General features: G+C 69.5%; 8 protein-coding genes. 3 read left to right on the top strand and 5 right to left on the bottom strand.

The genetic code is table 11. The features are described from left to right. Positions 1-220: 220 nt before the first annotated feature. The 4 genes from ACXN5W_RS27285 to ACXN5W_RS27300 form a co-directional block, all read right to left on the bottom strand. Positions 221-1,927: an amylo-alpha-1,6-glucosidase gene (locus ACXN5W_RS27285; RefSeq protein ID WP_473161254.1), complete on the bottom strand. Its 1,707-nt coding sequence runs from the start codon at positions 1,925-1,927 to the stop codon at positions 221-223. A gap of 85 nt (positions 1,928-2,012) precedes the next feature. Further along, the gene (locus ACXN5W_RS27290; RefSeq protein WP_473161255.1) at positions 2,013-2,837 is read right to left on the bottom strand and encodes a carbohydrate ABC transporter permease; all 825 of its coding nucleotides are present in this window, start codon (positions 2,835-2,837) and stop codon (positions 2,013-2,015) included. Next, positions 2,834-3,799: a carbohydrate ABC transporter permease gene (locus ACXN5W_RS27295; protein ID WP_473161256.1), complete on the bottom strand. Its 966-nt coding sequence runs from the start codon at positions 3,797-3,799 to the stop codon at positions 2,834-2,836. Before ACXN5W_RS27295 ends, ACXN5W_RS27290 begins: the two co-directional genes overlap by 4 nt. Before the next feature lie 13 nt (positions 3,800-3,812). After that, positions 3,813-5,066 (bottom strand): sugar ABC transporter substrate-binding protein, encoded by a 1,254-nt coding sequence (locus ACXN5W_RS27300; protein WP_473161257.1) that lies wholly within the window; start codon positions 5,064-5,066, stop codon positions 3,813-3,815. Positions 5,067-5,514: 448 nt separating this feature from the next. On the opposite strand from ACXN5W_RS27300, the gene ACXN5W_RS27305 reads away from it, so the two are divergent. From ACXN5W_RS27305 to ACXN5W_RS27315, 3 genes are all read left to right on the top strand, one after another. Beyond that, complete coding sequence (locus ACXN5W_RS27305; protein ID WP_473161258.1) at positions 5,515-6,603, top strand: LacI family DNA-binding transcriptional regulator; 1,089 nt, start codon at positions 5,515-5,517, stop codon at positions 6,601-6,603. Between the two features lie 219 nt (positions 6,604-6,822). Then, positions 6,823-8,307, top strand: coding sequence for an arabinofuranosidase catalytic domain-containing protein (locus ACXN5W_RS27310; protein ID WP_473161259.1), 1,485 nt, complete (start codon positions 6,823-6,825; stop codon positions 8,305-8,307). A gap of 473 nt (positions 8,308-8,780) precedes the next feature. After that, positions 8,781-11,216, top strand: coding sequence for a ricin-type beta-trefoil lectin domain protein (locus ACXN5W_RS27315; RefSeq protein ID WP_473161260.1), 2,436 nt, complete (start codon positions 8,781-8,783; stop codon positions 11,214-11,216). A gap of 253 nt (positions 11,217-11,469) precedes the next feature. Here ACXN5W_RS27315 and ACXN5W_RS27320 read toward each other — a convergent pair whose 3' ends face one another. Further along, positions 11,470-11,961: a hypothetical protein gene (locus tag ACXN5W_RS27320; RefSeq protein WP_473161261.1), complete on the bottom strand. Its 492-nt coding sequence runs from the start codon at positions 11,959-11,961 to the stop codon at positions 11,470-11,472. Positions 11,962-12,025 lie beyond the last annotated feature (64 nt).

Raw genomic sequence — 12,025 nt, forward strand, 5'->3', positions numbered from 1 at the left:
CCCTTTTTGTTCAGGTTGCAACGATTGAGCGCTACGCTCAGCTCGTACCGTTCTTTCCTGGCACGACGCTCTTCCGATCTGCGGCGCTCGGGCTGACCCCACGTCCCGCGGACGCGGGCCCCGCCCACGGCCCGGTCACCGGTCGCGGTCAGCCGGGCCGGCGGGACCCGCGGCCGGGGGCGTCGAACGACGCCGGCCCGGTTCGGCCACCGGGCGGGGTTCAGCCACGTCGGCGGCGTTCGTGGGCGGCGGCCAGGATGAGATAACCGCTGGCGGTCCAGGTGTACGCGCGGTCCCTCAGCCCGGCACCGGTCTCGGCGTCGAAGTTCTCGGCGAAGCCGGACTTCTCACACAGCGCGCGGAACCGGCCGCTTATCTCGTCGGCGAGCCCGGTGTGGCCGGCCCGGCGCAGCCCGTCCTCGATCAGCACGGTCGCCGGGGCCCAGATCGGGCCGCGCCAGTAACCGTCGGCGGCGTAGTGCGGCGAGTCGAGCGGCTCGGTGGCCAACCCGTGCGCGGTCAGGTGGGCCTCGATCCGCCGGGCGAGCGTGTCGCGGATCTCGGCGGGCAGGTCTGCGCCGAGGGCGATGGGCATGAGATCGAGCAGGCTGCTGCTGGTTCGGGTCCGGCCGGTCCGCGGGTCGCGGGCGGTGAACCGGTCCCCGGTCCACAACTCGGCGAACAGCGCGCCGCGGACCTGTTCCGCCACGTCGTTCCACCGGGCCGCGGCGTCCGGCCGGTCCAGCTCGGTGGCCAGGTCCGCGAGCTGCCCGAGTTGCAGCAGCAGGAAGGTGGCGAGGTCGGCCGTCTCGATGACCCGCCCCCCGTCGAAGGTGGTGGCGTTGTCCCAGCCGCTGTCGTTGCCGTGCTGGTAGTGCGGTAGATGGTGACCGGGCACCCGGCGGTGGTCCAGCCAGAAGGTCGTCCACCGGGCGATCCGCTCGTAGCTGTCGGCCAGCTCGGCCCGGTCCAACGGCCGCGACAGCCGTTCCCGCAGCTGCCGCAGCGTCCAACCGTGGATCGGGGGCTTGACGTAGTTGTAGAGCACCTCGGAATGCGTGACCGAGTCCGGCAGCGCACCGGCGTCGTCCTGATGGTCGAACGGCAGGTGGAACTGGTGCCACGCCAGGTCGCCGGGTCCGGCGGCCAGGGCGAGGGCGTTGAAGCAGTGATCCCAGCTCCACACCTTGTCCATCCAGTGCTTCGACATCAGCACCGCGGGACGGGTGACGAAGCCGGCCGGTGCGACGGTGGCCGACCACAGCACGTACGCCGCCAGCTCGGCGGCCGGGGTCTGCGAGGTGCGCCACGGCGCGACCGCCGCGACGAACGCGCCGAATTCGGCCGCCACGCTCCCGACGAGGTCGTCGAAGGCCGCCGTGGCGGAGTAGGGCCGGCGGGCGCCCTCGTACTCCTCGATCGCGATCTCCCACGGTCGGTCCGCCGGCAGCGTCAGCCCGCGCTCGGCGGTGCCGAGGGCCTGTACGCCGGCGGCCTCGGCGCCCCCGTTGAGCACGGTGACCCGGTAGCGGCGTCCGGTCTCGTACGAGGTGAACACGTACGAGTCGTCGACCGGGTCGTCGTACAGGTAGGTGCCGCTGAACGGGGTGAGGGTGGGCCGGGCCGACGTGACGCGCAGACCGAGCCCCTGACCCCGCAGCCGGATGGTGTCCGGGTCGGCGTAGGCGAGGTCGATCCGGCCGGTGTCGCCGCGCCAGGTGAGCCGCGCGGCCCTGGCCTCCACCGTGGCGTCGGCGGACGGGGTGAACCGCAGCACCGGGTGCATGCCGGTCTGGTGGGAGATCAGGTGCAGGTCGTCGGCGTAACTGTTCTCGGCCACCACCGGGGAGATGCTGAGCCAGGATCCGTGGTGGCTGAACGGGATCTCCTGGATGGCGAACGTCGGGCCGGGGTGGACGACGGTCATCTGCGGTGGCTGCCTTTCTCGGTGCGGAACGGTACGGTGCTCGGTGGCGGGCTCGCGGCGAGGCCGGCCGCCCCCGGTGGCTCGGTCAGTCCTTGACCGCGCCGGCTGTCACGCCCGCGGCGATGTAGCGTTGGGCCAGGACCAGGAGGACCGTGGCGGGGATGGCGGCGATCACGGCGGTTGCCATGATCGCGTTCCACTGCTGGTTGTTGTTGCCGATGTAGTGGTAGATGCCGAGGGTGATCGGCCGCTGCCGGCCGCCACCGTCGAGGGTGGACGCGAAGATGAAGTCGGACCAGGCCCACAGGAACGCGAACAGCGACACCGTGATGATCGAGCCCCGGCTCAGCGGCAGCACCACCGACCAGAACGTGCGCAGCCGGCCGGCGCCGTCGATCACCGCGGCCTGGGTCACCTCGTCCGGGATCCCGGACATGAACGCGGTGAAGATCAGTACGCCGAACGGCACCGCGATGGTCGAGTCGGCCAGGATCAGGCCGGGCAGCGAGTTGAGGATGCCGAGGTTGAGGTAGGTCGCGTAGAACCCCATCGCCATGATGATCCCGGGGATCATCTGCGCGATCAGCAGGACGAAGTTGAGCACCGCGCCGCCGATCGGGCGCAGCCTGGCCAGCGCGTACCCGGCGGGCGCGGCGAGGGCGACGGTCAGCGCCACCGTGCCGAGGCCGACGAGCAGGCTGGTGCCGAGGTAGGGCAGTTGCTGGTGCAGCACCACCCGGTACCCGTCGAGGGTCCCGGCCACGGGGAACAGGTGCGGCGGGTCGGCCCGCATGTCCTGGTCGCGGGTGAACGACACGTTGATCATCCAGTACACCGGGAAGAGCATCAACGCGGTCAGGATCAGGCCGAGGCAGGTCCGCCACCAGGCGGTACGGCTGGTACGTGTCATCGCGACCACTGCCTCCGCTGGAACCGGACGTGGATCAGCCCGAAGACCAGGGCCACGACGATCAGCAGGTTGCCCACCGCCGCTCCCGGCCCGAACTGTGGCAGCATGCTGCCGAAGGCGAGCCGGTACGACCAGGTGGCGAAGGTGGTCGACGAGTCGGTCGGGCCACCCCGCGTCATGATCCAGATTATGTCGAAGACCTTCAGTGTGTAAATCAGTCCGAGCAGCAGGGTGATCGCCGACACCGGGCGCAGCAGCGGGAACGTGATCCGCCAGAACCGCTGCCACCCGGTTGCGCCGTCCAGGGCCGCCGCCTCGTACAGGTCGAAGGGGATCGCCTGCAGGCCGCTGTACAGCACGACCAGGTTGAACGGGATGCCGATCCAGATGTTGGCGATGAGCACCGAGATCAGCGACCAGCTCGGTGAGGTCAGCCAGTTGACCGGTTCGACGCCGACGGCGCCGAGCGCCGCGTTGACCACCCCCGCGTCGCTGTTGAGCATCCACGACCAGGTGGACGCCGAGACGATCAGCGGAAGCAACCACGGTACGAGGAACAGTGCCCGCAGCGTCCGGGACAGCGGGAAGTGCTGGTGGAAGAAGACCGCCAGGGCCAGCCCGATGCCGAACTGGAACAGCAGCGACCCGGCGGTGAACACCGCCGTGTGCAGCAGTGCCGGTCCGAAGGTGGGGTGGGCCAGCACGGCGCGGTAGTTGTCCAGCCCGGTGAACGGCGCGTCGCCGCGGACGAACGACCGGACCGTGTAGTGCCGGAGGCTCAGTTCGACGTTGCGGTACAGCGGGTAGGCGTAGCAGACCAGCAGGTAGCTGGTCACCGGAGCCAGGAAGGCCCAGGCCGTCCAGCGGTCCCGCCGGCCCCGCCGGGCCGGGACGGCGGTGGCCGTCCCGGCCCGGCGGTTGACCGAGGTCCGCGCCGGGGCCCGGGTGGGGTGGTTGGACATCTGCTCGGTACGGCTACTTCGTCGCGCCGGCGGCGGTGCCCTGCGCGGCGGTCAGCGCCGCCTGTGGCGTCTTCGAACCGCTCAACGCGGCCTGCATGGCGGTCCACAGCGGCTCGGAGATCTTCGGGTACTTGGTGCCGAGGTTGTCCCCGGTGCGGCCCTTGGCCGCCTTGACCGCGTCGACCCACACCTTGAGGTCGGCGTCCGCGGCCATCTGCTTCTCCTGCACCGCCGGGACGGCGGCGATGTACGACAGCGTGGTGTCGGTGCTGAGCAGGTTGTCGGGGTTGGTCAGGCAGGACACCACCTTCTGCGCCGCCGTGTAGCGGCCGGTGTCGCTCTGCACCGGGATGGAGACGAACTCGCCGCCGGTGGGCGCCGGTGCGGTCCCGCCGGCGCTGGCCGGGATCGGGATGATCCCGTACTTGAAGTTGAGCTTCTTGGCGTTGGCGCGTTGCCAGGTGCCGTTCTCGGCGAACGCGAAGTTGCCGCTGGCGAACTCCTGCCAGCTGGTGGTCTGGGTGTTGTTGATGACGGAGTTCGGCGCGTAGCCCTGGTGCAGCCAGCCGGTCCACAGGTCCAGCGCGGACACCGCCTGCGGTGAGTCCAGCGCCGTCAGCTGGGCCCCGGAACCCCAGAACCAGGGCAGGAACTGGAAGCTGCCCTCCTCGGTGCCGATCGCGGAGAAGGTGATGCCCTTCTTGCCGACGCCCTTGACCTTGGCGAGAGCGGCGGTCAGCGACGGCCAGTCCCGTACCGACGCGATGTCCACGCCGGCCTTGGCCAGCACGTCCTTGTTGTACCAGAGGGCCAGCGTGTTCGCGCCGATCGGGACGCCGTACGTCTTGCCGCCGATCTGGCCGGCGCCGAGCAGGTTCGGCTCCGCGGCCGAGGTGTCGAGTTTCGTCTCGTCGGTCGAGGTGAGCGCGCCGGCCTCGGCGAGGGTCGAGATCACCGGGTTGTCGATGATCAGCACGTCGGGGGCGTTGTCCTGCTGTGCGGCGAGCAGGGCCTTGTTGGTCAGGTCGGTGGTGTCGTAGGCGGTGCGTTGCACGGTCACGCCGGCCGTACCGCCGCAGTCCTTGAGTACCTTCACCCAGTCGGAGCCGTCGTCGAACTGCGGGTACGGGTCCCAGACGGTGAAGGTGCCGCTCGTCGCGGTCCCGGCGGGCTTGTCGGAGGAGGAGCAGGCGGTGATCGCTGTGGTGACCGTGAGGGCCACCAGAGCGGCGCCGACCGCGCGCCGTCTCCAGGAGGATGTCGTCATGCGCTGGCCTCACTTAGTTCGATCTGCGGGAATGGATCGGCGCCGACGCCCGGGGGTGCGGGGGCGGAGCTGTACGTCCGGCGTGGGACGTCCGGGGGCGCCGCGGTGTGGCGAGGTGCGGGTGGGTCGTGCGGGATGGCGCGAGGTGGGTCGTGCCGGGGTGGGTCGTGCCGGGGTGGCTCGTGCGGGGTGATGTGTGGCGGGTCGTGCGGCGGGTCGTGCGGCGTGACGTGCGAATCGGTTCGAGAAAAGATAGGACCGCCGCGGGTCGACGGTCAAGCAGCGGTTGCGACTCGATTCGCCCTGAACCGGCCGGCGCCGGCCCGCGCCGGCCTCGGGTGACGGGGAGCCGGGGGAGTCAGGTTCCGCTATCGTTGGCGAACCGGTTCGACAGGCCCGGTGAGTCGGCGAGGTCGGACCGGATCGATGTTTCGTACACATTGACTTTTTGTCGGATTTCGATCTAGCCTGCACCGAACCGCTTCACCGGGTCGCAGGTCCGCGTCGGGAGGAGCCCGGAATGAACATCGGGGAGATCGCGCGGCGGGCGGGGGTGTCGCGGAGCACCGTTTCGTACGCGCTGAGCGGAAAGCGGTCGGTGTCGGCGGCCACCCGACGGCGCATCGAGGCGGTCATCGAGGAGCTTGACTACCGCCCGAACGCGAGCGCCCGCGCGCTCAAGGAGGGCCGGACCCGCACCATCGGTCTGGTCGTGCCCCCGGCGCAGCGGCGCCTCACCGACATGCAACTGGGCTTCGTCGCGGGCGTTGTGGAGGCCGCCGCGCAGGTCGACCTGGACGTGCTGCTCTCGCCGTCCGGTGGCGATCACGACCGGTCCTTCGAACGGATGATCAGCGGTCGCCGGGTCGATGGCGTGATCCTCATGGAGATCCGGCTCGAGGACGCCCGGGTCGCCCGGCTGCGGCAGACGGGTCTGCCGTTCGTGACCATCGGGCGGACCGCGCAGCCGGACGAGATGTGCTGGGTCGACGTCGACTACGAGGAGTTGATCGCGCGCTGCGTGAACCATCTCGCCGACCTCGGCCACCGGCACATCGCGCTGATCAACCGCTCTGTCGAACTGGTGGCCAGCGGGTACGGCCCGGGGCACCGGGCGCTGCGCGGGTTCGTCGCGGCGGTCGCCCGACGCGGCCTGCGGGGCAGCGATCACTGCTGCGCCGACGAGGCGGCCGCGGGCGAGGCGTGCATCGAGGAACTGCTGGTCACCCGTCCCGAGATCACGGCGGTGGCCACCGTCAACGAGGCGGCGCTGCCCGGTATCCAGCGCGGCCTGGACCAGGCCGGACTCGGGGTGCCGAAGGACTTCTCCATCGTCGGTGTGGCGGCCCGGCACTGGGCCGAGGACTTCCGGCCGCAGTTGACCGCCGCCGACGTACCCGTCCTGGAGATGGCCGGGCACGCCGTCGAACTGCTGATCGAGCGCATCGCCAAGCCGCAACTGCCGCCCCGGCACCTGATGCGGACCCCGCCGATCTCACTGCGCCACAGCACCGGGCCGGCCCCCCGCAGGCGTTGAGGAGCCGGTTCCGGAGGCCGGTTCCGGGGCCGGTTCGGCGGCCGCCGCGATAGTCGTCCCGTGCGGTCGATGAGTATCAATCAAGCGGTTGACAGTGACAAATATAGATACGATGCTAGCCGTGTTATCGCTAACACTCCGGGCCGTCCCGTCCCGGTCCGATCCCTCGGTTCCCTCGGTGTGCTCGGCTGTCACGGGTGACGCCCGATCGGAGGAATGATGAGTCCAAAGAGAAGGCTCGGCCGCCTGCTGGCGACGGCCTGGGTCCCGCTGGCGTTGCTGATCGCCGGCACGGGCGCCTCGGTCGTCTCGGCCCCGTCGGCGGCCCGGGCGGCCACCTCGCAGGCCTGCGACCTCTACGCGGCCGGCGGAACCCCGTGCATCGCCGCGCACAGCACCACCCGGGCGCTGTTCGCGGCGTACACCGGGCCGCTGTACCAGATCCAGCGCAGCTCGGACCGGACGTACCGGGACATCGGGCTGCTGTCGGACGGGTACGTCGACGCGGCGCCGCAGGTGTCGTTCTGTTCGGGTACCACGTGCACGGTCACGAAGATCTACGACCAGAGCGTCAACCACAACGATCTGCCGATCTCCTGGGGTGGCTTCTGGAAGGGCCCCGGCCCGAACGGCGCCGACGTCGGGGCCAACGCCATGGCCCTGCCGATCACCGTGGGTGGGCACCCGGCGTACGGCATCAAGGTCACCCAGGGCGTGGGCTACCGGGTGGACAACGCGAAGAGCGCGCCGAAGGGCTCCCAGCCCGAGGGCGTCTACATGGTGACCTCGTCGAACTTCGTGAACCAGTGGTGCTGCTTCGACTACGGCGCGGGGGAGAACTCCCACACCGACACCGGCAACGCGACGATGAACGCCATCGAGTTCGGCACCGCCTGCTGGTTCGGCGGGTGCGTCGGCACCGGTCCGTGGGTGGAGGCGGACCTGGAGAACGGCATGTACCACACCAACACCGGCTCCAACAAGGACCCGAACAACTCCGGGATCCACTACCCGTTCGTCAGCGCCTGGTTGAAGAACAACGGCACCACCAACTTCACCCTCAAGTACGGCGACGCCACCACCGGCGGTCTGACCCGGCCCTACTCGGGCCCGCTGCCCAACGGCTACTCGCCGATGAAGACCGACACCTCCATCCTGCTGGGCACCGGCGGCGACAACAGCAACACCGGCACCGGTGAGTTCTTCGAGGGCGCGGTGACCGCCGGTTACCCGACCGACGCCACCGAGGACGCCGTCCAGGCGAACATCACGGCCGCGGGGTACGCGGGCTCCAGCACCCCACCGCCGCCCCCCGGCGGTCAGCAGATCGTCGGCGGCCAGTCCGGCCGGTGCGTCGACGTGCCGAACTCGTCCACCACGAACGGCACCCAGGTGCAGCTCTGGGACTGCGGCAGCGCGAGCAACCAGCGGTGGACCGCGACCTCGGGTAAGCAGTTGCAGGTGTACGGGAACAAGTGTCTGGACGCGAACGGCAAGGGCACGACCAACGGCACCACGGTGATCATCTGGGACTGCAACGGCGGCACCAACCAGCAGTGGAACGTCAACTCCAACGGCACGATCACCGGTCAGCAGTCCGGCCTGTGCCTGGACGCCAACGGCGCAGGCACGGCCAACGGGACGAAGCTGATCCTGTGGTCCTGCAACGGCGGCCGCAACCAGCAGTGGAGTCTGCGCAACTGATGCCCACCTGGAGCATCGGATAGGTCTGAACCATCACGCCGCACCATCGGCCCGTTCCGCTCCGTTCCGGCGGCGGCGGGCGGGCCGATGGGGCAGGTGGTGGCGGGTTGTCTGGCCCCGCCAACGGCGCAACATTGACAAGCATTTATCACACTCTTAACATCTGACGCCTGGCGTATGAAACGCACACATCGTCCGGACGGACAGCGGTACCAGCAACCGGTGGCCAGCACGGCGGTCGAGGACCGGCCAGCACGGCGGTCGAGGACCGCGGCGGGCCAACGAGACGGCACCGGCGGCACCGTCCCGGCTCCCCTGCCAGGGTCGGGGCGCCGGCCCTCGGCCACGGGGCACCGGACACGGCAGGGGAAGGATCACGTCCAGGTCGTCGAATCGATTCGTCGAATCGGATCGTTCCCGTCAACCATCAGCTTTCCGAGTTTCCCCCAGACCCTCACCCCCAAGGAGTTCCGATGCGTGTCCCCATACCGCGCGACCCGAGAAGATCCGTACGGCGTGCGCTGCGCAGCAAGCTGACGGTGGGCCTCGCCGCCCTCGGCCTGGCCACCACGGCGGCGGTGACGGCGGCCCTGCCCGCGTTGGCCGCCACCACCACCGTGTACGTCTCGCCGTCCGGCAGCGGCAGCACCTGTTCGGCGGCAGAACCGTGTTCGCTGTCCGGGGCGCAGGCGGCGGTGCGGTCGATGGTGGCCGGGATGTCGGACGACATCATCGTGCAGTTGGCCGACGGTGTGTACCGGGTGACCTCCCCGCTGTCGTTCGGCGCGGCCGATTCCGGCACCGGGGGCCACCGGGTGATCTGGCAGGCCGCCGCCGGGGCGCACCCGACGATCAGTGGCGCGAAACGCGTCACCGGCTGGACCATCGCCGACTCAGGCAAGAACATCTGGCAGGCCAACGTGGGCGCCGGGCTGGACACCCGGCAGCTCTACGTCGACGGCGCGGTGGCCACCCGGGCACGTACCCAGGTGAACCGGTCGGACTTCACGGCCTCCAGCACGGGTCTGCGGATCAACAACTCCAACCTGAACTACCTGAACAACCTGGCCAACCAGAACCGGGTCGAGGTGGAGGGGGTCAACTCGTTCACCGACCGGTACTCGCCGGTGCAGAGCATCAGCGGCGGCATGCTGACCATGCAGCAGCCGGCGTGGAACAACAACAACTTCGGCTACGACACCCTGATGAAGCCGTTCCGGGCCGGGCCGTTCTATCTGTCGAACGCCTACGAGTTCCTCGACTCGGGCGGGGAGTGGTACGTCAACACCGGCACCGGCACGCTGTACTACATCCCGCGGTCCGGGCAGAACATGAGCAGCGTGGACGTCGAGTTCCCGCTGGTGCAGTCCCTGGTGGGGGTGGGCGGCAGCTACGCCAGCCCGGCGCACCACATCACGTTCTCCGGCATCACGTTCTCCGGGACGAGCTGGCGCGGGCCCAGCAGCAACCAGGGCTTCGTCGACCAGCAGACCGGCTCGTACATCGCCGGCAACTGGTCGTGGCCCTCCTTCGGCTCCTGCTCGTCCGGCTGCCAGCAGTTCGAGGCGGCCCGGCCGAACTGGTACCAGATGCCCGCCGCCGTGCAGGTGTCGGCCGCCAACAACATCACCTTCACCGACTCCCAGTTCGTCAACCTGGGCCAGACGGCGATCGGGATCGGTAACGACGCGAACGCCCACGCCAGCGGGGTCGGCCTGGGGGCCAGCAGCATCACGATCACCCGCTCGGAGATCGCGCGGAACTCGGCCGGTGGCCTCGTCATCGGTGGCGTGCGCGCCGACGCTCACCACCCGAGCGACTCCCGGATGATCAACCGGGACATCACGGTCAGCAACAACCGGATCCACGACCTCGGGGCGGACTACCGCGGGATCAGTTCGGTGCTGCCCACGTACATCACCAACGCCACGATCAGCCACAACGAGATCTACAACCTGCCGTATTCGGGGCTGACCATCGGGTACGGCTGGGGCGCCAACGACGCCGGTGGCAACAACCAGTACGCCAACCGGGGTCTGTACAACTACCAGCCCCGGTACAGCACGCCGACGACCGCGTCCAACAACCGGATCATCGGCAACTACGTCCACGACGTCATGCAGCAGATGAACGACGGTGGCTGCATCTACACCCTGAGCTGGGACCCGAACGCCCTGATCAGCGAGAACTACTGTCTGCGGACCAACGGCTACTTCGGGGTGTACTTCGACGAGGGTTCGAAGTACTACACCGTCACGAACAACGTGTTCTCGAGCACCGGCACCTGGCTCACCGCCAACTACGGGGGCGGGGAGAACATGGGCAACTGGACCGTGACCAACAACTGGTCGACCAACGGCAGCACCAACGTCAGCAACGGGGACCGGGGCAACACGGTCTACGGCAACACGACGGTGACCAACGGCAACTGGCCCTCCGGCGCGCAGACCGTGATGACCAACGCCGGCCCGCAGGGCACCGGTGGCCCGACGGGTGGTCCGACCACGCCGCCGCCGTCCGGTACGCAGCGGATCGTGGGTGGCCAGTCCGGCCGCTGCGTCGAGGTGCCGAACTCGTCCACCACCAACGGCACCCAGACCCAGCTGTGGGACTGCAACGGCGCCGCCGGCCAGTCCTGGACCTACACCTCGGGCAAGCAGTTGCAGGTGTACGGCAACAAGTGTCTGGATGCGAACGGCAAGGGCACGACCAACGGCACCACGGTGATCATCTGGGACTGCAACGGTGGCACCAACCAGCAGTGGAACGTCAACTCCAACGGCACGATCACCGGTCAGCAGTCCGGCCTGTGCCTGGACGCGAACGGTGCGGGTACGGCCAACGGGACGAAGCTGATCCTGTGGTCCTGCAGCGGTGGTGCCAACCAGCAGTGGAGCCTGCGCAGCTGATCCGACCAGGCCGGCCGGGACTCGGCGGACGGGGATGGAACCGTTACTCGCCCCAGGTTCCATCCCCGTACCCCGAGGGCTGGCCGGCGTTCGGGCCGCGCAGGTCCACCGGAACAGGCGCCAGCGGTCAGACCTGGAGGGTGTCCTGACCGCTGGCGCCGTCGACGCGGTACCCGGTACCGCGCCGGCCACACCGTCCGGAACGCGTCGAGGAGCTTCGGCACCCGTTCGGCGTTCCGGGCGGTGCGGCAGGTTACGGCTGGCCGACGAAGTTGACCGTCACCGTCGCGTTACGGGCGGTCGAACTGGTCGGCCGGGGAACGAACGTCGCCGTGCCGGTGCCGTAACAGGGCAGGGTGAGCGTTTCCGGGATCTCCGCGCCCACCGCCCACAGCCGTAGCGTGATCGGGGCGAGCACGCTCGTCGCCGGGCTGAAGTACACCTCGATCGAGGTGCCGGCGCTGCCGGTGTAGCCGGGCCGGCTGACGACGGGGTCGGTCACCGGAAGCACCTTGACGTACTGGCCGGGTAGCGGGTGGCCGGTCCTGCCCGGTGACACCGGGCCGAGGCAACCCATCTTGATGGTGGCCTGGGCGGTCTCGTTGTTGACCAGACCCACGAAGGCGATGTTCGGACTGATGGGGGCGGGGTCGACGATGGGGCCGGCGGAGGCCGGTGTCGGCGCCGCGAGCAGCGCCGCGGCCGCGGCCATCGGCAGGCACCAGGAGCGCAACTTGTGGGGCACGGTTCCCTCCATTGCGGGGCGGGCGCCGACCGCGGCGCCCGGGTGGTCGGTCACCAGAACCGTA

This window comes from Plantactinospora sp. A48 (genome assembly GCF_055793945.1).

Excerpts from the sequence above, each read along its gene's own strand:
- ACXN5W_RS27285 (WP_473161254.1), bottom strand. The coding sequence starts at position 1,927 with ATGACCGTCGTCCACCCCGGCCCGACGTTCGCCATCCAGGAGATCCCG.
- ACXN5W_RS27290 (WP_473161255.1), bottom strand. The coding sequence starts at position 2,837 with ATGACACGTACCAGCCGTACCGCCTGGTGGCGGACCTGCCTCGGCCTG.
- ACXN5W_RS27295 (WP_473161256.1), bottom strand. The coding sequence starts at position 3,799 with ATGTCCAACCACCCCACCCGGGCCCCGGCGCGGACCTCGGTCAACCGC.
- ACXN5W_RS27300 (WP_473161257.1), bottom strand. The coding sequence starts at position 5,066 with ATGACGACATCCTCCTGGAGACGGCGCGCGGTCGGCGCCGCTCTGGTG.
- ACXN5W_RS27310 (WP_473161259.1), top strand. The coding sequence starts at position 6,823 with ATGAGTCCAAAGAGAAGGCTCGGCCGCCTGCTGGCGACGGCCTGGGTC.
- ACXN5W_RS27315 (WP_473161260.1), top strand. The coding sequence starts at position 8,781 with ATGCGTGTCCCCATACCGCGCGACCCGAGAAGATCCGTACGGCGTGCG.